The sequence below is a fragment of the Sphingobacterium sp. NGMCC 1.201703 genome (assembly GCF_047784615.1).
Classification (GTDB): domain Bacteria; phylum Bacteroidota; class Bacteroidia; order Sphingobacteriales; family Sphingobacteriaceae; genus Sphingobacterium.
Map to the genome: position 1 here is coordinate 130,418 of NZ_JBLOHD010000008.1, position 23,115 is coordinate 153,532.

Annotated in this window: 22 protein-coding genes; 11 read left to right on the top strand and 11 right to left on the bottom strand. The window is 38.4% G+C overall.

Translation table 11 applies throughout. From position 1 onward, the window contains the following. Positions 1-12: 12 nt before the first annotated feature. Both ACK8HY_RS17810 and ACK8HY_RS17815 read right to left on the bottom strand, forming a co-directional pair. On the bottom strand, positions 13-594 hold the full coding sequence (locus tag ACK8HY_RS17810; RefSeq protein WP_254846272.1) for a Maf family protein: 582 nt from the start codon (positions 592-594) through the stop codon (positions 13-15). After that, positions 594-1,112 carry a KdsC family phosphatase gene (locus ACK8HY_RS17815; protein WP_077437863.1) on the bottom strand — a complete coding sequence of 173 codons (519 nt, stop codon included), beginning with the start codon at positions 1,110-1,112 and terminating at the stop codon, positions 594-596. The genes ACK8HY_RS17810 and ACK8HY_RS17815 overlap by 1 nt, the downstream gene beginning before the upstream one ends. 603 nt (positions 1,113-1,715) lie before the next feature. On the opposite strand from ACK8HY_RS17815, the gene ACK8HY_RS17820 reads away from it, so the two are divergent. The 7 genes from ACK8HY_RS17820 (at position 1,716) to ACK8HY_RS17850 (ending at position 10,993) form a co-directional block, all read left to right on the top strand. Further along, the gene (locus tag ACK8HY_RS17820; RefSeq protein ID WP_416134374.1) at positions 1,716-5,147 is read left to right on the top strand and encodes a response regulator; all 3,432 of its coding nucleotides are present in this window, start codon (positions 1,716-1,718) and stop codon (positions 5,145-5,147) included. A gap of 17 nt (positions 5,148-5,164) precedes the next feature. Beyond that, entirely contained in the window at positions 5,165-5,974 is an 810-nt protein-coding gene (locus ACK8HY_RS17825; protein WP_077438036.1) for a CheR family methyltransferase, read from the top strand. Between the two features lie 6 nt (positions 5,975-5,980). Then, positions 5,981-6,541, top strand: a complete 561-nt coding sequence (locus ACK8HY_RS17830; RefSeq protein WP_077437865.1) for a chemotaxis protein CheB — start codon at positions 5,981-5,983, stop codon at positions 6,539-6,541. 22 nt (positions 6,542-6,563) lie between these two features. Continuing rightward, positions 6,564-8,165, top strand: a complete 1,602-nt coding sequence (locus ACK8HY_RS17835) for a response regulator (RefSeq protein WP_416134375.1) — start codon at positions 6,564-6,566, stop codon at positions 8,163-8,165. Between the two features lie 70 nt (positions 8,166-8,235). Then, positions 8,236-8,754 (top strand): plastocyanin/azurin family copper-binding protein, encoded by a 519-nt coding sequence (locus ACK8HY_RS17840; protein WP_416134376.1) that lies wholly within the window; start codon positions 8,236-8,238, stop codon positions 8,752-8,754. Positions 8,755-9,114: 360 nt separating this feature from the next. Beyond that, entirely contained in the window at positions 9,115-10,521 is a 1,407-nt protein-coding gene (gene lpdA, locus ACK8HY_RS17845) for a dihydrolipoyl dehydrogenase (RefSeq protein ID WP_343563515.1), read from the top strand. 67 nt (positions 10,522-10,588) lie between these two features. Next, positions 10,589-10,993: an acyl-CoA thioesterase gene (locus tag ACK8HY_RS17850; RefSeq protein WP_077437869.1), complete on the top strand. Its 405-nt coding sequence runs from the start codon at positions 10,589-10,591 to the stop codon at positions 10,991-10,993. Between the two features lie 176 nt (positions 10,994-11,169). On the opposite strand, the gene ACK8HY_RS17855 is transcribed toward ACK8HY_RS17850, so the two are convergent. Further along, entirely contained in the window at positions 11,170-11,469 is a 300-nt protein-coding gene (locus tag ACK8HY_RS17855) for a DUF3817 domain-containing protein (protein WP_416134377.1), read from the bottom strand. A gap of 244 nt (positions 11,470-11,713) precedes the next feature. On the opposite strand from ACK8HY_RS17855, the gene lpdA (ACK8HY_RS17860) reads away from it, so the two are divergent. Further along, positions 11,714-13,102: a dihydrolipoyl dehydrogenase gene (gene lpdA, locus ACK8HY_RS17860; protein WP_077438037.1), complete on the top strand. Its 1,389-nt coding sequence runs from the start codon at positions 11,714-11,716 to the stop codon at positions 13,100-13,102. Between the two features lie 77 nt (positions 13,103-13,179). On the opposite strand, the gene ACK8HY_RS17865 is transcribed toward lpdA (ACK8HY_RS17860), so the two are convergent. The 4 genes from ACK8HY_RS17865 to ACK8HY_RS17880 form a co-directional block, all read right to left on the bottom strand. After that, complete coding sequence (locus ACK8HY_RS17865) at positions 13,180-14,184, bottom strand: LacI family DNA-binding transcriptional regulator (protein WP_077438038.1); 1,005 nt, start codon at positions 14,182-14,184, stop codon at positions 13,180-13,182. 133 nt (positions 14,185-14,317) lie between these two features. Continuing rightward, complete coding sequence (locus ACK8HY_RS17870; RefSeq protein ID WP_077437871.1) at positions 14,318-14,848, bottom strand: hypothetical protein; 531 nt, start codon at positions 14,846-14,848, stop codon at positions 14,318-14,320. Between the two features lie 72 nt (positions 14,849-14,920). After that, positions 14,921-15,400: a hypothetical protein gene (locus tag ACK8HY_RS17875; protein WP_416134378.1), complete on the bottom strand. Its 480-nt coding sequence runs from the start codon at positions 15,398-15,400 to the stop codon at positions 14,921-14,923. 121 nt (positions 15,401-15,521) lie between these two features. Then, positions 15,522-16,172 (bottom strand): ABC transporter ATP-binding protein, encoded by a 651-nt coding sequence (locus ACK8HY_RS17880; RefSeq protein WP_175992097.1) that lies wholly within the window; start codon positions 16,170-16,172, stop codon positions 15,522-15,524. 172 nt (positions 16,173-16,344) lie between these two features. Here ACK8HY_RS17880 and sucC point away from each other — a divergent pair, with 172 nt between their 5' ends. The 3 genes from sucC to ACK8HY_RS17895 all read left to right on the top strand — a co-directional run bounded on the left by sucC (position 16,345) and on the right by ACK8HY_RS17895 (position 20,021). Further along, on the top strand, positions 16,345-17,538 hold the full coding sequence (gene sucC / locus ACK8HY_RS17885; protein ID WP_077437873.1) for an ADP-forming succinate--CoA ligase subunit beta: 1,194 nt from the start codon (positions 16,345-16,347) through the stop codon (positions 17,536-17,538). Positions 17,539-17,788: 250 nt separating this feature from the next. Next, positions 17,789-19,234 (top strand): asparagine--tRNA ligase, encoded by a 1,446-nt coding sequence (gene asnS, locus ACK8HY_RS17890; protein WP_077437874.1) that lies wholly within the window; start codon positions 17,789-17,791, stop codon positions 19,232-19,234. Between the two features lie 166 nt (positions 19,235-19,400). Then, complete coding sequence (locus ACK8HY_RS17895; protein WP_416134379.1) at positions 19,401-20,021, top strand: L-threonylcarbamoyladenylate synthase; 621 nt, start codon at positions 19,401-19,403, stop codon at positions 20,019-20,021. Positions 20,022-20,420: 399 nt separating this feature from the next. Here the strand turns inward: ACK8HY_RS17895 and ACK8HY_RS17900 are convergent, their stop codons facing one another. The 4 genes from ACK8HY_RS17900 to recF form a co-directional block, all read right to left on the bottom strand. Further along, positions 20,421-20,855 (bottom strand): SRPBCC family protein, encoded by a 435-nt coding sequence (locus ACK8HY_RS17900; protein ID WP_416134380.1) that lies wholly within the window; start codon positions 20,853-20,855, stop codon positions 20,421-20,423. A gap of 245 nt (positions 20,856-21,100) precedes the next feature. After that, positions 21,101-21,664, bottom strand: coding sequence for a Crp/Fnr family transcriptional regulator (locus ACK8HY_RS17905; protein WP_077437877.1), 564 nt, complete (start codon positions 21,662-21,664; stop codon positions 21,101-21,103). A 15-nt stretch (positions 21,665-21,679) separates the two neighbouring features. After that, positions 21,680-22,009: a DUF721 domain-containing protein gene (locus ACK8HY_RS17910; RefSeq protein WP_077437878.1), complete on the bottom strand. Its 330-nt coding sequence runs from the start codon at positions 22,007-22,009 to the stop codon at positions 21,680-21,682. Continuing rightward, positions 22,002-23,105 (bottom strand): DNA replication/repair protein RecF, encoded by a 1,104-nt coding sequence (gene recF, locus ACK8HY_RS17915; RefSeq protein WP_077437879.1) that lies wholly within the window; start codon positions 23,103-23,105, stop codon positions 22,002-22,004. Before recF ends, ACK8HY_RS17910 begins: the two co-directional genes overlap by 8 nt. Positions 23,106-23,115 lie beyond the last annotated feature (10 nt).

Here is a 23,115-nt window from a genome sequence, read left to right on the forward strand (position 1 = left end):
AAGCCGCTTTTTTTATGTTAACTTCTTCAACTCCTGATAGAGCCGCGCTGTTGGTAATCCCACAACATTATTATACTCACCTTCAATCTTCTCAATACCGATTAAACCGATCCATTCCTGGATACCATAAGATCCAGCTTTATCAAGTGGTGAAAAATGCGTGACATAATAATCTATCTCATCCTGATCTAAGTGATGAAAATAGACTGATGTCGTTTCAACAAAGGAATGTACCACGGCTCGCCACTGTAAAGCAACTGCAGTGATGACCAAATGTTTCTGTCCGGATAAGTTCCTTAAGGTCTGCTTAGCTTCGGCCTCGGTCCTGGGTTTTCCCAAAATTTCTCCTGCTGCCGATACGACCACGGTATCTGCACAAATAACCAGACAATCTGATTTGTCTGTAAAAGCTTTCACTTTCTGCAATGCAATCTGACGGACAGCTTCAGGAGCAGAGAGACTAGGATCAACATATTCATCTGTTTCCCGTACCTCCACTTCAAACTCAATGCCTAATCCTGATAATAATTGTTTCCGCCTGGGCGACTGGGAACCAAGGATAATCGTTTTATTTTTCAAATTTTCTAACATCATTAAATGCTTTTTATCGTTTCATCCTCATACCAATTCCCTTGCACTTTAAGTACTTTTTCGATCAGTTCCCTTACAACCCCTTTTCCGCCTTTAACCCCAGAAACGTAATGTGATATCTTCTTAATTTCTTCCGTAGCATCAGCTGGGGAAACAGCCAGCCCCACAGATCGCATGCAGCTAAAATCAGGGATATCATCCCCAATATACATCAACTCACTGAGCATTAAACTATAATTCTCTGCTACTTGTTTCAATTTTGAAAGTTTGTCCACCACACCGGAGTGAATCTCTTTAAGCCCCAAGCCCTGTAGACGTCGTTCAACTCCTCTCGAAGCTCCACCGGTAATGACAAAGATGGGGTAACCTTTTTTGATCGCCAATTGCATTGCATATCCGTCTTTGATATTAAACGTCCGCAGTTGTTCTCCCGCTTCGTTCACTTGTACCGTTCCATCCGTCAACACCCCATCCACATCCAGTACAAATCCTTTTATCGTTCTAAATTCAGTCAGTACCATTAAAATATATTTTTGTAAAAATAAGGCATTTCCATTAAATATACGATTACACTTTTATATGCTTATCAGTGAAATTTCAGTCAGCAATTTATTCAAATAAGACAAAGTATCATTTATTTGTCACAACATAGTTGTATTAGCAACTTATTATAAAAAACATTTGGATGGAACCTGATATTTACCGTATCTTTGTAGAAGATAATTAAAGGTTATCTCGCTATGAAAACACTAACAGCACTATTGAAACAGATAAATCTGTTAGTAGTTGCAGAAGATTAAAAAAACAATCAACTTAGTTTTTCAGAGCAAAAAACACGGCAACTAATTTAGTTTGGCCGCCCTTAAAAAGTCTTTTCATAATTTAGGTTTATAATTGGTTAGTAACAAACCCTGGTGCCCATCATCAGGGTTTTGTTTTTTTATTAAGATATTTGCTTCGTTTCGCCACATAATTTTAATTATCGATAGTTGGGGGCTATTTTAAGAATAGCAAGTTTTTTTGTTATTTTACATATATCTTTTTTCCCAGGTAATGTCAGGAAAACTACCTATAGAAAAATGAACAATAGTTGGGCGACCAAAATTCATTAAACTCATTCTCGCATGGATCAAAAGAACTATAGACTGCAAATTACCATAGGAGTGATAATTTCTTTTTTGCTTATTTTTATTTCCGCCCTATACTTTTTTATCTCTTTGCATCATATCTTGGATAACGAGCGTAATATTGTTCGAATAGCCGAAAATAGGTTTAATATAATCAATGAGGTTAGAGCCAATATTGATGAAGTCAACGATGTTAAACTTCACTTTTTCACAAAACAAGATCCTGCATTATTTATTCCCTACCACCTCGAACGAAAACAGACGGATGGATTATTGAGAGCCATTAATAAGTCTGATGAATTCTACGTAGTTTCGCCACATGCAATCGAGACGCTCCGCAAGGAAATTGCACTATTCTATGATTTTGAAAAAGATATCGCATACGCCAAAACGAACAATGCCACTTTAGCTCCCTACATCCACGAGCAGAAAACAGCTATTTTAAACCAAATTGATTTATTGTCCAGAGACCTTCTTGATCAAAGAGCGGATCGACTGGAGAAGTCCGGAAACGATTTACAGCTAGCGCAAAATATTACTTACTTATTTATTGCGATCGGTTTAAGCGGCTTTTTTTATATCCTAGCCAAAATTTTTTCAATTTCGAAAGTATTAAGCGCAACGGTTAAAAGTCAACAAGAATCAAATAGTCAACTGCAACGCTTACAAGATCAGACCAATAATGATAACTGGATTTTAAATGCCATAAATCATATTGACGAACAGCTGCGAGGCGATTACAGTGATAAAAAAATAGCAGAAATCAGCCTAAATGCCATTACCGAAATGACAAAAGCATTGGGTGGTACGATGTATATATTTGATGATACTTATCTGGAATATCAATTATGTCATAAAATAGGCATTCCTGCTACGCAACAGTTAAAAAAGAGCTTTAAGGAAAACGAGGGTATCCTAGGTGATGTCGCAAACAAGAATGCAGTCATAAAAATCAAAGATATTGATCACGCTCATCTGGTCTTAGAAACTTCATTATCCAATAGGATCGAAACTGACATCTACATTATCCCATTTACATATGAAAATCATTGTGTTGCATTGATGGAAATCTGCTGCCCACTTGTAAATGAAAGGGAGGAACAGTTGCGGGTCAATTTCCTAAATAAAGTAAAAGGCAATATCGCTGTCATTCTTAAAGTCGCGCAAACGCATGGTAAGCTCGCCGATCTTTATGAAGAACTTCAACAGCAAACCGAGGAACTAGAGGCACAACAGGAAGAATTAAGGACGACTAACGAAGAATTAATCCATAAAACCCATTTGCTGGAAGCTTCAGAAGAAGAGTTACGCGTACAACAGGAAGAACTTATTCAGACAAACAATGAATTGGATGAAAAGGCAAAACTGCTCTTCGCTCAAAATGAAGATCTGGAGAAAGCAAGAAAAGCCATCGCTCAGAAAATAGAAGAAGTTGAATTATCAAGCAAGTACAAATCTGAGTTCATGGCCAATATGAGCCACGAACTAAGAACGCCACTGAACAGCATTCTCATACTTGCTAAATTGTTGCAGGACAACAAAAAGAAAAATCTGAATGACGACCAGATTAAATATGCTTCGGTCATCCATAGCGCAGGTTCGGACCTCCTGCACTTGATCAACGAGTTGTTAGATTTGGCGAAAATAGAATCTGGAAAAGTCGAAGTTCAAAAAGAGCGTATCAACACGAATTATCTAGCTAAGTATATCAAAGATTTTTTCCATGATACCGCTGAATCAAAGGCTATCCAATTCAATGTTGAAATTGATGGGGATACGCCGCAAGAATTTATCGGTGACGAGCATCGTATACAGCAGGTGCTAAAAAATTTGTTGTCGAATGCTTTTAAATTTACAAACGAACATGGTACCGTATCGCTCAAGATCAATGTCGAGGGAGAGCAGATTCATTTTAGAGTCCAGGATAATGGAATAGGAATTGCTCCAGAGAAACAAGAACTTATCTTTGATGCATTTAAACAGGAAGACGGTTCAACAAGCCGCAAATATGGGGGCACAGGACTCGGCCTATCTATATGCCGTGAGATCGCTAACCTATTAAAGGGAAAAATCACACTAAACAGTAAAGTCAGCGAAGGAAGTACATTTATTTTCAGTTTGCCATTGGAAGCAGAATCTCAGGAAGATAAAATCACAGCACTACCTATCACTGAAAAAAATACACCAAATTCATATTTTCCAGTAGAAGATCTAAAAATTGGAAAGGATCAGGCGGTTGACAATGGCAGTGGCAACAATAAACTCTTAATTATCGAAGATGATTTCATCTTTGCAGACATCCTAAAAGATTATGCAATCCAAAATGGCTACGATGTTTACATCAGTTACGATGGACAGGACGGGCTCAACAAAGCACGAAACCTAAAACCGGCAGCAATCATATTAGATATAATGTTACCCAAAATGGATGGTTGGGAAGTACTGCGTAACCTCAAAAAAGCGAGCCTAACCAAAGATATACCTGTGCATATGATGTCTGCAGGAACATTTCTCCATGACGAACCTATATCTGCAGGGGCTATTGGATTTATGTCCAAGCCTGTCTCTGAAGAATCTCTGGCAGAGACTTTTCTGAAAATTAAAGCCTCAACAAGTTACCCTATTCAGAAAATCTTACTGGTGGAAGATCAGGAAATTCAAAGTGATTTTATCAAGCAATCTCTTGAAGAACAAAATATTCAAATATTTCAGGCATTCAATGCACAGCAGGCACTCGATCTATTGCAGCAGGAAAAAATCTTCGACTGTATTATTATGGATCTAAACCTACCGGATAAATCAGGCATCGAACTGCTCAATGAGATCAAGGCCAACAGTGAATTTAAAGATCTGCCGATTATTATTAATACCGCCATGGAGTTAAGTCCTGAACAAACATCCGAAATTTTACACCACAGTCAGGCGATGGTATTAAAATCAGCCAAATCCAATAATAGGCTGATTGACGAAGTCAATTTGTTCTTAAATAAAATCCGAACCAGTAAAACGGAATACCATTCATTTAACAACAATTCATCCATACTTGCGCAGAACAATCTGGCAACGAAGACCGTATTGTTGGCCGATGATGATATGCGGAATATATTCGCTTTAAGTACTGCGTTTGAGAGTTATGATATGAAAATAGAGATTGCAAATAATGGGCAGGAGGCCCTGGATATATTGGCGCGTAATGAGCATATTGATCTTGTTTTAATGGATATTATGATGCCTGTTATGGACGGCTATGAAGCTATTGAGAAAATAAGGGCAAACAAAAAGTTTTCGAACCTCCCAATTATCGCTGTTACGGCGAAAGCGATGAAAGGTGACCGCGAGAAGACGATTGCTGTGGGAGCAAACGATTATATTAGTAAACCGGTTGATGTGGATAAATTGATATCCCTAATGCGCGTATGGTTGAGTTAGGCAATAAAATAGCAGCAATGATTACTTTTGAAGAGTTAGAGGAAGTTATTGACCTTGTCAAAAATCTCCACGGTTATGATGTGTCCGGATATACGAGGTCATCCTTAAAGCGGCGTGTCACCCGAGTTATGGAACTCAATAAGCTAGATCTGGTCGAATTAAAATCCAAATTAATTAATCAGCCAGGTTTCAGTACCTATCTCCTACAGGAAATTACAGTGAATGTGACTGAAATGTTTAGAGATCCGGAGTTTTACAAAGCGCTAAAAAATGAGGTCTTTCCTTACCTGGCTACCTATCCTCATATTAAATTTTGGAGTGCGGGTTGTTCTACAGGGGAAGAAGTGTACTCCCTGGCCATATTGTTAAAAGAAGCTGGCCTTTATCACCGCTCGTTTATCTACGGAACAGATATCAACACAAAAGTATTGGAAAAAGCCAAAAGGGGCATTTATTCCTTGGCAAAAGTGAAAGAGTATTCTGAGAATTTCATAAAAACAGAGCCCAAAAGTTCTTTATCCGAATATTATACAGCAATGTACAATGCTGCCACCATAAATAATAGCCTTAAGAAGAATGTTCTCTTTTCCCATCATAGCTTGGTTTCCGATCGCGTATTCAATGAGTTTCAATTGATCACATGCCGTAATGTATTGATTTATTTTGATACAAATCTTCAGGAAAAAGTCCTCGACCTGTTTTACCATTCACTCTGTCATCTCGGTTTTTTATGTTTGGGTGCAAAGGAGTCTCTGATTAACTACAAGAATGCTGCAAAATTTAAGGTTATAAACAAAAAGCACAATATTTATCAAAAAATAGGCTAGATCGAAATGGAACGGAAAATTCTTTTATTAGCGGGATCTGCAGGCGGGTTTAGTGTTATTCTAAATATCCTAAAGGCATTAGAACGCCCGATCCAAATACCGGTCATCGTGATCGTGCACAGAAATCCTAAATATGCATCGAGTATTGAAGATACATTATCGAAAGCATTATTGCAGAAGATAAAAACTGCAGATGATAAGGAAACTATTATGGATGGAACGATTTATTTTGCTCCCGCAGGTTATCATTTACTCATTGAGCCCGATTATAGCTTTTCCTTAGATATCTCCGAACCGGTTCAATATTCGAGACCTTCTATTGATGTAACCTTCGAATCTGCAGCCGAAGTCTACAAACAAAACTGTACTGCCATCTTGTTTTCTGGAGCCAACCAAGATGGAGCGCAAGGATTGTTAATGATAAAAAAATACGGCGGAAAAACCTATGTGCAGGATCCTCTTGATGCTGAAGTGCCGATTATGCCTCAGGCAGCAATAGAATTAAATGCGCAAGATAGGATTTTAACAATAAGCGAAATAAAAGATTACATCATGCAATTGACCTAAGGTTGTATTTAGATTTGATATAATGAAGAAGATTAATATATTGATCGTCGATGATAAAATTGAAAATGTTATCAGCCTCACAGCATTGCTGGAGGATATCGAATTTGTAAATATAATTAGTAGCACGGATCCGAACGAAGCCTTAAAAATCTGCTGGAAAGAAGATATCGATCTTGCTCTGGTCGATGTACAGATGCCCGAAATCAATGGATTTGAATTTGTTACTTTTTTGAAGAAAAATCCAAAAACGAATCACATTATTCCAATCATGGTAACGGCGATCTCGAAAGAGGATAAATACCTTATTCAAGGACTTAACAGTGGGGCTGTGGATTACCTGTATAAACCTCTTAATCCGGAAGCTACCATAGCGAAAGTCAAATCTTTTGTCCAGCAACTGTTGATACAACAGGAAATTAAAGAGAAAAACATTGCTTTGGAAGAATCCAAACAAGCAATTCTTAAAGCAAAAGAGGAAGCTGAATTAGCGCGCAAATCCAAGGAGACTTTCCTGGCCAACATGAGTCATGAAATCCGTACCCCGATCAATGGCATCATGGGAATTACCCAAATGCTAAAAAATTCACAGCTTACCGTTGAACAGGAAAATTGGATCAATAAACTGGATTCGGCGTCTCAAAACCTATTAACCATCATCAATGATATATTAGACTTATCCAAGGTGGACTCCGGCATGATGAAGCTTAATATGGAATCAACTTCAGTACATGATATTACGGATGACCTGAATAATCTATTCATCGATAAGGCAAACTATAAGGGTTTAGATTTCAATATAGATGTGGACGATCGAATAAACAGTTATTTTTTGACTGATCCGCTTCGTTTAAAACAAATTCTGACCAATTTTATTTCCAATAGTTTTAAATTTACGGCGCTGGGATCGGTAATATTAAAAATCCGGCTTCTAACAGAAACCGATCATCAGATTTGTCTGCAGTTTCAAGTCATCGATACAGGTATCGGTATAGCCGAAGAAGCATTGGAAAAAATATTCATTGCTTTTGAGCAGGGAGAAGACAGCATCACCAAAAAATTTGGTGGCACGGGCCTGGGGTTGGCAATTGTAAAACGCATCGCTGCCCTTCTCAATGGAAAAGTATTCGCATCAAGTGAATATGGTAAAGGAAGCATATTTTCTTTTGAATGCAACTTTGATAAAATACAAGATAAACCTCAAGAAAAAGAAACACCAGTGCTTTATACCGAGTTACCGAAGTTCAATTCGCCAATGATCCTTATTGCCGAAGACAATGAGTTAAATAGTTTTATGTTGGCCAATATCCTCAAGAGTTGGAATTGTGAGATTGCGCTGGCAACAAATGGACAGCTTGCATTGGAAGAAATCAATAAAAAAAAGATAGATCTGGTATTTATGGATGCACATATGCCCCTAATGAGTGGTTTTGAAGCAATTAAAGAAATACGTCGTCATACTAACCCAAGAATCTCCAATATGCCTATCATTTCCATCTCTGCCTCGGTATTAAAAGCGGAACAACAGGAAGCGATGGATGCTGGCGCAAATGAAGTTGTTGGAAAACCATTTGATCCTATCAAATTATATAAAACAATTGATGCTTTATTGTCAAAATTGAAATGATTGTTTCGATTTATCAATGAAATCATTAATTTTAAAGAATTAACAAAACATAATAATGAAAAAACTTTTTATGATACCAGCAGTTGCAGTTGCTTTATCAATTGCATCTTGTGGCGGAAACAGTGAGAAGTCGGGCAAATCAGCTAGCACAGAAACGACAACTTCAACAGAAAACCAAGCGACAGAAACAGTCCCTGGCATTGAAAACGTAGCTATTTCCAACAGCTTATCTTTGGAAGGTAATGATCAGATGAAATTTGACAAGGATCTATTCCGTGTCAAAGCTGGTGAGCCTGTTGAATTATCGTTCAAAAATGCGGGTACCATGCCAAAAGAGTCTATGGGGCATAACGTTGTTATCCTTAAACCGGGTGTTGATCTTCCAACTTTCGGAGCAGAAGCAGCGGCAGCGGTAGCCGATGAGTATATTCCAAAGTCAGCATTATCTTCCATCGTGTCCCATACGAAATTGTTAGGTCCTGGTGAAACAGATAAAATTACATTTACGCTTGAAAAAGGAGTTTATCCTTTCATCTGTAGTTTCCCTGGCCATTACGGTGTAATGCAAGGAAAAATTGTTGCAGAATAATAACATTAAGCAAAAAGGATATTCAGTTATGGGTATCCTTTTTTGTTCTATTTTACCATAGAACAAAAAAGAAAACGCAGAGCCCATTTAATATCCATTGAGGATGGGTGTCCATGTGCTTTAAGACCTCATCCATTCGATATTGAATCAAACAATAGCTATTCGCTTTTGAACTTTATATCCTGATCTATATTTTGCTCCCGCAAATGATTGAAATTAGATTATTTTACCCAGGGTAAGCAGTCTCCCTTTTATCAAAAAAATGTAAAGTAAGTCTATTCGGTTACAAATCGCAAGTTTTGATTTCCTATCCCATTAATAATCATTAAATTTGTACTACTAAAAATTAAAACGTAATCAATGCAATACGACGTAATTGTAATCGGAAGTGGTCCAGGCGGATATGTAGGAGCTATCCGTTGTGCCCAATTAGGATTAAAAACAGCTGTTATTGAAAAATATAGCACATTTGGTGGTACTTGTCTTAACGTTGGATGTATTCCTTCAAAAGCGCTTTTAGATTCATCGGAGCATTACCACAATGCTGCCCATAATTTTGATGCATTTGGCATCAGTTTAAAGGACCTAAAAGTAGATATGGCAAAGATGATTGCCCGTAAGGACGATGTTATTGCTCAAAATACTGCTGGTATCACTTTCTTATTTAAGAAAAACAAAATTGACAGTTTCCAAGGGGTAGGTTCATTTGTGGACAAAAACACCATTAAAATAACAAAAGCAGATGGTTCTACAGAGCAGATTACTGCCAAAAATGTCATTATTGCTACGGGTTCAAAACCAACTTCTTTACCATTCTTGCCTGTTGACAAAAAAAGAATCATCACTTCTACGGAAGCCCTTAATCTAAAGGAGGTTCCAAAACATCTTATCGTTATCGGTGGTGGTGTCATTGGCTTGGAATTAGGTTCAGTATATGCTCGTTTAGGTTCAAAAGTTTCAGTTGTTGAATTTGCAAAATCGATCATCGGTACAATGGATGGTGGCTTAGGAAAAGAACTACAACGGGTTTTGAAAAAATCTTTGGGCATGGAGTTCTATTTAGGTCACAAAGTAACTGGAGCTTCGGCAAAAGGTAAAGTTGTAAAAGTAACCGCAGAGGATCCAAAAGGACAAGAGGTAACCCTAGAAGGTGATTATTGTATCGTAGCTGTTGGACGTACAGCATACTCTGAAGGCTTAGGCTTAGAAAATATTGGCATCACTGTCGAAGAAAGAGGCAAGAAAATCCCGGTAAATGCTCACTTAGAAACCGCTGTACAAGGTGTATTTGCGATCGGTGATGTGATCACTGGAGCAATGCTGGCGCACAAAGCAGAAGATGAAGGTGTATATGTTGCCGAATATATTGCTGGACAAAAACCACATATAGACTACAATCTAATCCCGGGCGTTGTGTACACATGGCCTGAAGTGGCATCAGTTGGAAAAACAGAAGAACAATTGAAGGAAGCCGGCGTGAAATATAAAGCTGGATCTTTCTCTTTCAAAGCTTCTGGTCGTGCAAAAGCTTCTGGCGATACAGATGGTTTTGTCAAGGTATTAGCCGATGCTACCACAGACGAGGTATTAGGCGTACATATGATCGGGCCACGTGCAGCGGACATGATCGGTGAGGCTACAGTAGCCATGGAATACCGCGCGTCTGCAGAAGACATTGCACGTATTTGCCATGCTCACCCAACCTATACAGAAGCCCTCAAAGAGGCTGCATTAGCTGCAACAGCAAATAGAGCAATACACGCTTAAGCGTTAAATAGCATAAATTTAAGGGGAAAAGGAAACTTTTCCCCTTTCTTATAAATACCTATATCAGATGAATTTTTATACAAGAAAATGGGTCAAACCCGAAGATCTCAACCCCAACGGAACATTATTCGGTGGAACACTATTACGTTGGATCGATGAAGAAGCTGTCATTTACGCCATTGTGCAATTGGGAAATCCAAAAGTAGTGACAAAGTTTATTTCTGAAATCAATTTTGTGAATTCTGCAAAACAGGGAGATATTTTAGAGTTAGGTATCGAGGCCACCAACTTTGGAACGACATCATTGACGATGCGTTGTGAGGTCAGAAACAAAATCTCAAAGAAAACAATCCTATCCATTGATAAACTAGTGTTCGTAAACCTCGATGAAGATGGAAACCCTGTTCCCCATGGAAAAAATAGCATCACTTATGCCTATATGGGTATCGAGAAAACAGGACGAGATGATTAAACATCTCTCCTGTTCTATTAGTTTATTGATGCATCATAATAAGGACGCATACTCTTTAATAAATTTTTACGTGAAAATTGCACGATCATAAATTATTTAAAGTGCCATAGTATGTGCTGGGTCTCGGAAACTCATGGCTTATGTACTAGGACCGGGAGGAGATTAGCATAGTATTGCTAATATTTCTGTCTTTTGCCTTCGATTTCTTTCTTTAAATCCAATTCGACCCAAAAACCGAAAATCGGCACCAAAGAAGCTAAAAAGTACTTTACTGCTTTTAAAATAGGCCATTTATATTCAACAGTAGACATAATAAGCATCACAACGAATATAACGACAAAAAAGCCATGGATGGATCCTGCGATCTTAACTGCCTCTGGTATCCCAGCAAAATATTTCAGTGGCATAGCAATAAAAAACAAGCAAATCGTGGAAATAGCCTCCCACAATGCGATCTGTCTAAATATTCTTAACATAATGATAAACTGTGTATTGTGAATTCCAAAAATAAGACTATAAATACGGTTACCCCATTATTTTTTGTCCTTTTACCAAGTGGTGACATTATCGCTCATAGGATGACATTGTTTTATCAAAAACCGCCAATTTTACAATAAATAGTTCATATTCATCAGAAAAAATACGTACTTTTGAATGAATATATGGTTCAATACCTTGGTATTTGAAGCTATAACACTCAACTACAGAATATTTATTTATATGAATTACGACATCATTGTAATCGGTAGTGGTCCAGGCGGGTATGTTGCTGCCATTAGAGCCGCTCAGTTAGGGTTCAAAACAGCGATTATTGAACGCGAATCATTAGGCGGAATCTGTCTAAACTGGGGCTGTATCCCTACAAAAGCATTATTGAAAAGTGCTCAAGTATTTGAATATTTAAACCATGCCGCAGATTACGGCATCAATGTTCAAGGTGGTGAGGCTGATTTCGAAGCTATCGTCAAAAGAAGCCGCGGCGTAGCTGAAGGAATGAGTAAAGGTATTCAGTTCTTGATGAAGAAAAATAAAATTGATGTCATCAATGGAACTGCAAAAATTAAAAAAGGTGGTAAGATCGATGTGAAAGGTGCAGACGGTTCTACCAAAGAATATGCGGCAAAACACACTATCCTAGCTACAGGCGCACGTTCACGTGAATTGCCTAACTTACCGCAGGACGGTAAAAAAATCATTGGATATCGTCAGGCAATGACATTACCTAAGCAACCAAAATCTTTAGTTGTTGTTGGCTCCGGTGCTATCGGTGTTGAATTTGCCTACTTCTATAATGCAATTGGAACAAAAGTGACTATCGTTGAGTTTATGGATAGAATCGTTCCGGTTGAAGATGAAGAAATCTCAAAACAACTAGAAAAAAGCTTAAAAAAACAAGGTATCAATATCCTGACTAAATCAGAAGTCCAATCCGTTGATACATCTGGCGAATTGAGCAAAGTGTCCATCAAAACTGAAAAAGGTATTGAAGTAATCGAGGCAGAGGTTGTATTATCTGCAGTAGGGATTGCTCCTAACATCGAAAACATCGGTTTGGAAGAGGTTGGTGTTAAAACTGACCGTGGCCGCGTTGTCGTAGATGATTTCTACAAAACAAATATTGAAGGTGTATACGCTATTGGTGACATCGTTAAAGGTCAAGCCTTAGCTCACGTTGCATCTGCCGAAGGCATTACTTGCGTTGAAAAAATCAAAGGTCTTCATGTGGAACCTATCGATTATAACAATATCCCTGGATGTACTTACTGTTCTCCTGAGATTGCTTCTGTCGGTTATACCGAAAAAGCAGCGAAAGAAGCTGGATATGAAATTAAAGTTGGTAAATTCCCATTCTCTGCTTCTGGAAAAGCTTCTGCAGCTGGAGCAAAAGATGGTTTTGTTAAGGTTATCTTTGATGCAAAATACGGTGAATTCCTAGGTGCCCACTTAATCGGAGCGAATGTTACCGAAATGATTGCTGAAGTTGTTGTTGCCCGTAAATTGGAAACAACAGGACATGAGATGATCAAAACAATCCACCCACACCCAACCATGAGTGAAGCAATCATGGAAGCATGTGCTGATGCATACGGTGAAGTGATCCACTTATAGTCGCGCATAACATAAAAAAGAGGGGAAAATCGAATGATTTTCCCCTCTTTTTTATGTTATCCGTTGTGCAGAAACAACTACATCACCAATCTAGATTTAAAAACAATTTGTTGGTCTGCTATATCTGAATTCTCGATCCGCTCAAATAAAATCTCAGCTGCCTTACGCGCCTGCATGCCCGGAAACTGTTCGATACGCCCCATTGGTGGGTTTTCCATATATTGCCAAAGTGGGTAATTCGCATAACTGATGAAGAAAATATCCTGGTTTAAGACCAGTCCTTTATGACGTGCCGCCTTCATCAGATCCAATGTAACGAAGTCATTAAAAGAAATAATTGCTGAAGGTCTTTCGGACATCGCAAAGATGCTATCCATTGCTTTTTCATTTCCTTCTGTACTCAGATCAGTTTCAATAATATTTTTTTCCAGGATATCCATTCCATTACGTTTCATGGCGGATAAGTAGGCTACTTTTCTATCCTCACTCGCCGGCAATGTACTAGGTCCATTGACCAACGCAATCACTTTATGACCACGGGCAACAAAAGCATCAACAGCTTCATTCATGCCAGTAGATAGATCACTTTGAACTTTATTGATATTCGGTAGACTAGGAACACAATCAAAAAAGACAACCGGAATTCCAGAAGACTCCAGTTTTTCAATAAACTCCAAATTCGTTGTCTTCTTACCGATAGACATCAATATGCCATCTACGCGGTGATTTTTAAATGTCTTTAGAATCTGTTCTTCCCGATCCGGATCATCCAATGACTGTCCCATTAAAACAGTATACCGATGTGCCGATGCAACGTTTTCTATTTCACTGATCGCAAAAGAAAAAAATGGTTCTGATAGGCTCGGCAAAATCACTGCAATGGTAAATGTTTTGCGCTGTTTAAAAAAAATAGCAGTCTGATTGGGCTCGTAGTTCAATTCTTCGGCCATTTTTTTAACACGCATTGTTGTTACCAATCCAATACTTGGATGATCATTCAACGCTCTTGAAACCGTGGAAGGACTGATTTTCAGCTTCTTGGCAATTTCCTTAATCGTGGCAGGCTTGTTCACTTTATTCATAAATCCAAGGGCTTTATATAAAAATAGGGCTTTTATGTCCCTAATCATAATCTTTTTTCAACAATGCTTACTTTTTATATTTTTAATAGTCAAGACATCGTTGGTAGACGATACAAAGATAATCAATGCAACCTTAGTCCACAAATTGAATCGCAGCGGTATCCACAGCAAATTCCTCTGCTAAAAATTGAGTAGGATTTATTTGTCGGAAGGCAAGTTCATCGCGGAAATAAATTTTTACCCGATTGCTAAACTCACCCCAATCCACAAATTTCACTTTGTTCAATTGTTCCAAAGGATTTCCCTTTGTCAACACACATATCCCCTTGCCTTCTGCGCTCAACTGCGAAAAGAGTGTAACAATATGATCAAAAAGATTCAGCTTAAGCGGCAATACAGCATTTACATGCAACCTTTCAAAATGCTCTTTATATTTCATATCAAACCCAAATGTACTTTGAGCATGTTCAAATAGCGATTCCTCACCTTGGTTTTCCAAATGGTTTTTCATAAAATTAACCAGATCAGCCTGCGGTGGGAATGTCTCCGTGAATTCGATAAAATTTGCAAAGAGGTAGTAAACTTGGAGTAAATAGTCTTTTTTTGGAAAAAGAACATCGTCTAACTCAAAGACATACACTTTCTTTTCTTCTGGAAATATCATCACAAATAGACTTTAAATTAAAAACGTTGGACATATAAGACCCAACAAACAATAAGCAGCGCATTGATTATATTACTTCGACACACAGACCAAAGCGAATTCTTCAGCAGAATCTGACCTAACCAAAAGTCCATCCAAGGAATTTTCATAATGCCCTTCACCCAATAGATCAGTGCCTTTTGAGAGCAAAACATAGGGGAGATCTGCTGGAGGGTTTTCAATTATAGGAAATGTCCCAAGGATATCCTTATCCGGTACAAGAACCGAAATCTGATATTCGTCAAATAAAACTTTCGCCTCAGCCAGTGGCTCCAGTTCAAAACCGCCCAAAGGTAACACGTAGTCCACCTGTTGATCCAAACTCAATTTTAGCACTTCATGTGCAAAAGTTGGCAGCAAACCTTTTGGTATAACTGCGTAATTCCCAGATTTCAAGAGCAATGCGGGGATCTCTTCCGAACTCGCATATAAAACTTCAAAACTACCTGAAAGCTTTTTAGCGATACGCATTGCCAACGGCCTAGTTCCGAAAGTTATCAATATTTTCTTCATCAAAATAATTTGTTTTTCATCGGCAATGAAGCTATCAAAGCTATGGCCAATCAATTTAGTTCTAGTCTCTAGGAGTTTATTCCTGATCTAAAAGCATAATGGTTCCTCTAAAAGAATTAGGCTAAACAACCAATCCGTCACGCATATGGATAGTTCGGTCCGATATACGGGCTAGCTCTTCATTATGGGTTACGATGATAAATGTTTGTTGAAATTTGTTTCTAAGATCAAAAAACAACTGATGTAGTGCCGCCGCATTTTCAGAGTCCAAATTTCCGGAGGGTTCATCCGCCAAAATAACAGAAGGATCATTTATCAAGGCCCGTGCAACAGACACCCGCTGCTGTTCCCCCCCCGACATCTCGGCAGGTTTATGATCAATACGATGCGAAACCCCAAGTAGCTCTAATAGTTCTTTTGCTTTCTTCTCAGCTTCAGCACGTCCCTGTCCATGGATAAATGCCGGAATACACACATTTTCCAAGGCCGTAAATTCGGGCAACAAGTGATGGAATTGAAAAACGAAACCAATGTGTTCATTGCGAAATGCACTCAACTTTTTAGCATTCAGCTTATGGATATCAACACCATTAATAAATATCGACCCCTGATCTGGTTTGTCCAATGTACCGATAATATGTAAAAGTGTACTTTTACCTGCTCCTGAGGCCCCGACAATACTCACGATTTCACCTTTTTCCACGGTTATGTCAACGCCTTTTAAGATGGGCAATGCCCCATAAGCTTTGTGAATTCCTTTGGCTTGTAACATCATAGGGCAAAGATAAATAAATTTACGATATCACACCTTTGAATAAATAAGCTGTTATTTCTCTATTTCAGCCATTTTATTTATCACAAATGTCAAAAAATAGATAAAAGAGCAATTTATCCCTTGTCTTATCCCTCAAAAAAACATATTTTTACGCCAAATATTTTTGCAAATGAACATTCACGAATATCAAGGAAAACAAATACTAAAGAGCTTTGGTGTGCGCGTACAGGAAGGTATCGTAGCAGATACTCCAGAGCAAGCTGTGGAAGCGGCTAAAAAAATGAAAGAAGACTACAATTCCGACTGGGTTGTTGTCAAAGCTCAAATTCACGCTGGTGGCCGTGGTAAAGGTGGTGGTGTCAAGTTAGCTAAGAACTTAGATGAAGTCAAACAAAGAGCTACTGACATCATTGGTATGCAATTAGTAACGCCTCAAACTGGACCTGAAGGTAAAAAAGTAAACAAAGTTTTGATCGCTCAAGACGTTTACTATCCAGGGGAAAGCGAAACAAAAGAATTCTATATGTCTGTCCTATTGGACCGTGCTAAAGGTCGTAACATCGTTATGTACTCAACAGAAGGTGGTATGGACATTGAAGAAGTTGCAGAAAAAACACCGCACTTGATCTTCAAAGAAGAAATCGATCCAAAAGTAGGCTTACAAGGATTCCAAGCACGTAAAATTGCCTTCAATCTAGGTCTTTCTGGTGCTGCTCACAAAGAAATGGTAAAATTTGTTGCTGCGCTTTACAAAGCATACGATTCTACTGATTCTTCGATGTTCGAGATCAATCCGGTATTAAAAACTTCTGACGACAAGATCCTAGCGGTCGATGCTAAAGTAAATCTTGACGAGAACGCATTATACCGTCATCCTGATTACGCAGCTATGCGCGACGTAACAGAAGAAGATCCAACGGAAGTTGAAGCTGGTGAATCAAACTTGAACTATGTTAAACTAGATGGTAACGTAGGTTGTATGGTGAACGGAGCTGGTCTTGCAATGGCAACAATGGACATCATCAAATTGGCTGGTGGAGAACCTGCAAACTTCTTAGATGTTGGCGGTACTGCAAATGCTGAAACTGTAAAAGCTGGATTCAATATCATTTTGAAAGACCCTAATGTAAAAGCAATCTTGATCAACATCTTCGGTGGTATCGTTCGTTGTGACCGTGTAGCACAAGGTGTAATAGATGCTTACAGCGAAATTGGCAATATTCCTGTTCCTATCATCGTACGTCTTCAAGGTACAAATGCCGAAGAAGCTAAAAAATTAATTGATGAGTCAGGTCTACAAGTTTATTCTGCAATCTTATTGAAAGAAGCTGCTGAATTAGTAACCAAAGTATTGAAAGGATAATTCCTTCAATCATCATAAAGCTTAAAAGCGGATCGACTCAGTTGATCCGCTTTTTTTTTGCGTGAAACACCCTTGCCCTTGTTTGGCATTAATCCAAATATCGGTGCTCAAAAAATAAGTTTAATGGTGTGTTGATCCTTCATTCAGCGAATTAAATCAACATTTATACCCAATAAACCAACAGAATAGCTTATTTTTGTATTGCTTTTTTAACAAAGCATCTTTTACAAGTCATTCTCCAAAAATTAAGATGGAACACACAAGAATAAAGGAACTATTGAATGCCACAGAATTCGGCAAAGAGGTCGTTGTTAAAGGTTGGGTAAGAACTTTCCGTAACAATCAATTTATAGCAATTAATGACGGTTCGTCAATCAATAATATTCAAGCAGTAGTCGATTTTGAAAATACACCTGAAGATATCCTAAAGCGTATTACTACCGGAGCTGCAGTTCGTGTAAAAGGTCAATTGATAGAATCGCTAGGTAAAGGACAAAAAGTAGAAGTTAAAGCAACAGAGGTAAGTATTATAGGTGATTCAGATCCTGAAAAATATCCTTTACAACCGAAGAAGCACAGTTTGGAATTTTTACGTGAAATTGCACATTTACGTTTCCGTACAGGTACATTCAATGCGGTATTTAAAGTACGTAACGCACTAGCGTTTGCCGTACATAAATTTTTCCAGGAAAATGATTTTGTGTACATGCACACACCGATTATCACAGGTTCTGATGCCGAAGGTGCGGGTGAAATGTTTCAGGTAACGACATTGGATCTAAACAACCCACCACGTAAAGAAAATGGAGAAATTGATTTCAAAGAGGATTTCTTTGGAAAATCTACTAATCTTACGGTCTCCGGCCAATTAGAAGGCGAGCTTGGCGCAATGGCATTTGGAAACATCTATACTTTCGGTCCGACCTTTAGGGCAGAAAACTCAAATACGACACGTCACTTGGCTGAATTCTGGATGATCGAACCAGAAATGGCTTTCTATGAATTAGAAGACAACATGGATTTGGCCGAAGCCTTACTAAAATACGTGATCAAATACGCTTTGGAAACTTGTCCTGAGGAAATTGAGTTTTTGAAAAACCGCCTGTTGGAAGAAGAGAAATCGAAGCCTGCAGCGGAACGTTCTGAATTAAATTTGGTAGAAAAGTTAAACTTTGTCTTAACAAACGATTTCGAGCGTGTAACATATACTGATGCTATTGAAATATTAAAACGTAGCAAGCCAAATCAAAAGAAACAATTCAAGTATTTAATTGACGATTGGGGAGCAGATCTACAATCTGAGCACGAACGTTACTTGGTAGAGAAGCACTTTAAGAAACCTGTTATCCTGACGGATTACCCAAGGGAGATTAAATCGTTTTACATGAAACAAAACGAACCTGATGCTCAGGGACGCAATACTGTCCGCGCCATGGATATTCTTTTCCCAGGCATTGGCGAAATGGTCGGCGGTTCGCAACGTGAGGAAAATCTTGACCGTCTATTAGCACGTATGGCAGAAGTAGGCATACCAGCAGAAGAGATGGAATGGTTCTTGGATACACGCCGCTTTGGTTCAGTACCACATTCAGGATTTGGTGTAGGCTTTGAGCGATTGGTATTATTCACAACCGGAATGACAAACATCCGGGACGTGATACCATTCCCACGCACCCCAAAAAACGCAGAATTTTAAGATAAAGAACAGCAGCCAAAACAAAATATTTTGGCTGTTGTTCTTTTAGATAGATACGCATTTGGATAATTGTTCGAAAACTCAGGTATGACATCTGTCTCGTTCGACGGATCCCTGATAAAAAATACGATTTCCATATTACTTGATAAATAAGACGACAGTAGACATGCTCATTAAAATATACAACGACAATCCCAATCCAAAAGCCATAGCACAGGCTGTAGATATTCTCAAACGTGGCGGCGTGATCATTTATCCTACAGATACCGTATATGGTATCGGCTGTGATATTACCCAACAAAAGGCTATTGAACGCGTATGTGAGATCAGAGGGTTAAAACCGGATAAAGCTAACCTCTCCTTTATCTGCTATGACCTGACCGATATTTCACAATACACCAAATCTTTTGACACCGCAGTCTTTCGTGTTCTCAAAAAGGCATTACCGGGACCTTTTACATTTATCTTTAACGCAACAACCAAAGTACCCAAACTATTAAGTTCAAAGAAGAAAACTGTGGGTATACGTGTACCTGACAATAATATTGTTCGGGAAATCGTAAAGCAATTGGGGAATCCAATTGTAACTACTTCCATTCACGATGAAGATGAGATTATTGAATATTCCACTGATCCGGAACTCATCTACGAGAAATATCAAGACCTTGTGGATGCCGTAATTGATGGAGGGTACGGAGACAATGTCGCTTCGACCGTAGTAGACCTAACAGAGGGAACCTTTGAAATTGTTCGTGAGGGAAAAGGTGATCTAGAACAATACCTATAGTACTTGTCATTCCCAAAATATCACCCCACTATTTAATATCCCAACAAGCAGCTTACAAACTAATGGAGATCCGCCCAGATTGGGCTGTTAGTATTTTGTGTATAAGAACTCCTTATTGCATCTCAATTTTAACTTATCAACAAAAACAACCACTTATTAACATGCAAAATGTTAATAAGTGGAATATACTGAGCATTACACGGACCAAAAATGTGAATAACCCTACTTTTACTAACATACAATTGTGAATAACATAGAAAGTGTAATCATCAAAATAGCCTAAAATGTGCATAACTACAGGGTTATACACACAAAAATGTTTATAACAACCCACACTGCGTTTATATACGAAAATTCGATGTGCAAAAATACACCGTATCCACATCCCAATGTTGAAAGTCAATCCTTTTGTTCCACATATTGCTTTATCGCCTTATTGAAGAGTTCAAAACCATGATTCGTTGTTAACAGCAACTTTTTGCAGAATGGGATCAATAAACCTGAAAACAACTCCCCTTGAATAAGTCTAACTTCCCCCTCCCCGACTTGCTCTAATATAAAATAATGTTCGCCGTCAAAGATTCCTGGAATAAGCAATTCTCCTTTCCAGCGTAGCTCGCGATTGGGATCAATGCACAAGAAGCGGGGGTTCATCTTTATTTTAAAGCCATCAGGATTTTCCAATATGACCGCACAACGCTTTCCCTCGACCGGTTGCCGTTCAAAACGCTTAATGGTCGGACTCCATAATGGATAAGCCTTGAAATCCGTCAATACTTGCCATACTTGCTCGGCGCTTGCCTCAATCGTAATACTTGTCTCAATTTTTTTCATTCTTTTAATAATTTATACCTCTGTATAATGGAACCAGCACGCTTCCCCAAATTTCTGGCGTCGGTTGCTTACACCATAATGGATTCATTGGGTGGGCGATTACTCCAGAAAACAATCGTGTACAAAATGTTTCAGATTGGACGGATTGTTACTCAAGTTCTAGCCCAATACAAAGCATATGCCCCACTCGTTAATGGAGATAAAACAAAACTAGGATACTAAATGGAGACAGTTCTTGACTTTTATCAAGAACTCATTTTTGCACGGATACGACTGAGAGTTTCGGGACTCATACCCAAGACGGAGGCAATGTATTGAAGTGGTATTTGATAAAACAGAGACTTATATTGTTCAAAATATTGTTGATAACGTTCTTCTGCAGTCAAACAAATAAAATCAGAAATTCGTTGTTCCATCGCTCCGAAACATTTTGCCAAAAATGCCTTCTCAAATTTATTCCATTCGACAACCTCGGATTCCATCTTTTGGTAATCTGATTTTGACAAACAATACATACGACAGTCACTGATACATTGAAAATTCCATTTGGAAGGAACATCAAAAATAAAAGATGCGAGATCGGTTACGAAATGATTGGCGGTACCAATCCACTGCGTAAATTCACCTTTTTTACTCCAGCCATATTGACGGATCAAACCAGATTCAATAACAAATAAATTGGAAGAGTAATCTCCTTCTTTGATGACATAGTCACCCCGCTTGAATTCAACTTGTTCAAAATGAGCAAACAACTTTGACCGCGCAGCTTCAGGAAGAGGAAATAGGTTTTCAAACAATTGATTAAACATATCTACATGAGCAGATTATAAAATCACGACTTCTTCGATGATGACATGCCCGACATACTCGTTTACCCTTCCGAGGATTTGCCGGCGCATTAATGCCAGTTCGTTTTTAATGACAGCCGACTCCACACGCACAAATAACTTTTTGTCACGTACATAAAGCTGCTGGGTACGATTGGCAATTGCTTTTCCGATCAATTGAGGCCATACCGAAGCAATGGAGGTCTCATCAAATTTTCGACGCAGCTTGTAAGCTTCGAGCAGACGCTCTACCCCCTGCTTAATGGTCATATCATCGCTTGAGCGAATAAATTCTAGGCTCTTTTTCGTTGGTTGCTTCTTATACATTCACTTGTCCTCCTTCGATACCAAATATACGAACAGGGCGATTGATTTCGTCAAAGATTCGTTGAATTCTTTTTGAGTCCGTATCTGTTAGAAAAATTTGTCCAAAATCATCATCAGAAACCATCTGCATCAATTTATGCGTGCGACGATCGTCCAGTTTATCAAAAATATCATCGAGGAGAAGTAAGGGTTTAAATCCTTTTTTCTGTTGCAAATAGGAATATTGGGCAAGTTTCAAAGCAATGAGAAATGATTTTTGTTGGCCTTGGGAACCAAACTTTTTCAGTGGCATTCCACCATGAATGGTAAATATCAGATCATCTTTATGAATTCCCTGACTGGTACGTTCCAGAATACGATCACGCTCGAGGTTCTTTTCCAGAATATTCAAGAAAGAATCTAACATTAGCGGGGATTCATAGTGTAGCTGTACAGATTCGGCATCTTCGGTCAGAAATTGATAATGGCGATCAAATTCGGGCTGAAACTCCGCCATAAATGATCTTCTCTTCTCAAAGATCATATTGCCAACTTCCTCCAGTTGAAAGTTAAGAATTTCAATTACTCCCAAATCCAGGACATTCGTCTGGCGGGCCTGCTTCAACAGCGTATTTCGTTGTGTCAGGAACTTGTTATAGATAATTAAGGTATCAAGGTATTTATTGTCCGTTTGTGAAATCACATTGTCCACAAATTTCCGGCGTTCCTCACTACCATCTGTAACGATAACACTATCATTTGGCGATATCATGACCAAAGGGAAAAGGCCAATATGGTCAGCCAATCTAGGGTAATCTTTTTTATTCTTTTTAAACTGCTTTTTTTGGTTCTTTTTTAAACTGCAGGAAATAACATCACTATTGGAGTCTTTATCAAATTCTCCCTGCACCATAAACCAATCATAACCAGATTTGATATGTTGTGAATCAATGGGGTTAAAATAGCTTTTACAAAGCGACAAGTAGTGGATCGCATCCAATAAATTGGTTTTCCCAACACCATTATTTCCTGTAAAAGCATTTACTTCAGGTAGGAATTCCAAAGAAGATTCCGAGTAATTCTTGAAATTTAGAACAGAAAGTTGCTTCAGCCACATAGCTACAAAG

Coding starts and splice junctions, on each gene's coding strand:
- sucC (WP_077437873.1), top strand. CDS start 16,345: ATGAACATTCACGAATATCAAGGAAAACAAATACTAAAGAGCTTTGGT.
- ACK8HY_RS17865 (WP_077438038.1), bottom strand. CDS start 14,184: ATGAATAAAGTGAACAAGCCTGCCACGATTAAGGAAATTGCCAAGAAG.
- asnS (WP_077437874.1), top strand. CDS start 17,789: ATGGAACACACAAGAATAAAGGAACTATTGAATGCCACAGAATTCGGC.
- lpdA (WP_077438037.1), top strand. CDS start 11,714: ATGAATTACGACATCATTGTAATCGGTAGTGGTCCAGGCGGGTATGTT.
- ACK8HY_RS17835 (WP_416134375.1), top strand. CDS start 6,564: ATGAAGAAGATTAATATATTGATCGTCGATGATAAAATTGAAAATGTT.
- ACK8HY_RS17905 (WP_077437877.1), bottom strand. CDS start 21,664: ATGTTTAATCAATTGTTTGAAAACCTATTTCCTCTTCCTGAAGCTGCG.
- recF (WP_077437879.1), bottom strand. CDS start 23,105: ATGTGGCTGAAGCAACTTTCTGTTCTAAATTTCAAGAATTACTCGGAA.
- ACK8HY_RS17810 (WP_254846272.1), bottom strand. CDS start 594: ATGATGTTAGAAAATTTGAAAAATAAAACGATTATCCTTGGTTCCCAG.
- ACK8HY_RS17880 (WP_175992097.1), bottom strand. CDS start 16,172: ATGTTACAAGCCAAAGGAATTCACAAAGCTTATGGGGCATTGCCCATC.
- ACK8HY_RS17875 (WP_416134378.1), bottom strand. CDS start 15,400: ATGAAGAAAATATTGATAACTTTCGGAACTAGGCCGTTGGCAATGCGT.
- ACK8HY_RS17870 (WP_077437871.1), bottom strand. CDS start 14,848: ATGATATTTCCAGAAGAAAAGAAAGTGTATGTCTTTGAGTTAGACGAT.
- ACK8HY_RS17830 (WP_077437865.1), top strand. CDS start 5,981: ATGGAACGGAAAATTCTTTTATTAGCGGGATCTGCAGGCGGGTTTAGT.
- ACK8HY_RS17855 (WP_416134377.1), bottom strand. CDS start 11,469: ATGTTAAGAATATTTAGACAGATCGCATTGTGGGAGGCTATTTCCACG.
- lpdA (WP_343563515.1), top strand. CDS start 9,115: ATGCAATACGACGTAATTGTAATCGGAAGTGGTCCAGGCGGATATGTA.
- ACK8HY_RS17820 (WP_416134374.1), top strand. CDS start 1,716: ATGGATCAAAAGAACTATAGACTGCAAATTACCATAGGAGTGATAATT.
- ACK8HY_RS17825 (WP_077438036.1), top strand. CDS start 5,165: ATGATTACTTTTGAAGAGTTAGAGGAAGTTATTGACCTTGTCAAAAAT.
- ACK8HY_RS17895 (WP_416134379.1), top strand. CDS start 19,401: ATGCTCATTAAAATATACAACGACAATCCCAATCCAAAAGCCATAGCA.
- ACK8HY_RS17840 (WP_416134376.1), top strand. CDS start 8,236: ATGATACCAGCAGTTGCAGTTGCTTTATCAATTGCATCTTGTGGCGGA.
- ACK8HY_RS17815 (WP_077437863.1), bottom strand. CDS start 1,112: ATGGTACTGACTGAATTTAGAACGATAAAAGGATTTGTACTGGATGTG.
- ACK8HY_RS17900 (WP_416134380.1), bottom strand. CDS start 20,855: ATGAAAAAAATTGAGACAAGTATTACGATTGAGGCAAGCGCCGAGCAA.
- ACK8HY_RS17850 (WP_077437869.1), top strand. CDS start 10,589: ATGAATTTTTATACAAGAAAATGGGTCAAACCCGAAGATCTCAACCCC.
- ACK8HY_RS17910 (WP_077437878.1), bottom strand. CDS start 22,009: ATGTATAAGAAGCAACCAACGAAAAAGAGCCTAGAATTTATTCGCTCA.